Source organism: Siminovitchia fortis, assembly GCF_007681465.1.
Lineage (GTDB): Bacteria > Bacillota > Bacilli > Bacillales > Bacillaceae_C > Siminovitchia > Siminovitchia fortis.
The window spans coordinates 1-309 of record NZ_VEKZ01000190.1 but is presented as its reverse complement, the minus strand read 5'-3'; the positions used below and the strand labels follow the sequence as shown (position 1 = coordinate 309).

At 40.8% G+C, this 309-nt stretch carries 1 protein-coding gene; it reads left to right on the top strand.

The genetic code is table 11. The features are described from left to right. Window positions 1-309, top strand: a 309-nt coding sequence (locus FS666_RS19540; RefSeq protein ID WP_186306633.1) for a transposase, incomplete at both ends; no start/stop codon positions are given.

Below are 309 nucleotides of genomic sequence, written 5' to 3'. Positions count from 1 at the left end.
GTGTGCAATGACGCAAAAATAAACGCACAGGAAATCAGCGACCTCTACCGGACACGGTGGCAGATTGAATTGTTTTTCAAATGGGTAAAGCAGCACCTGGTCTTGAAAAGACTCTATGGACAAAGCAAAAATGCCGTTTACAACCAAATCTACATAGCCATGATCACCTACTGCTTAAACCTGTTATTGAAACATAAAACAGGATATAAAGGCACTTTACTGGAAATGAAAAACTGGGTCAGTGATCTGTGGGACCAAAAGATTGAAGCCTTTATAGCAGAGATATTCAAGGAACCGGAACGAACTTCT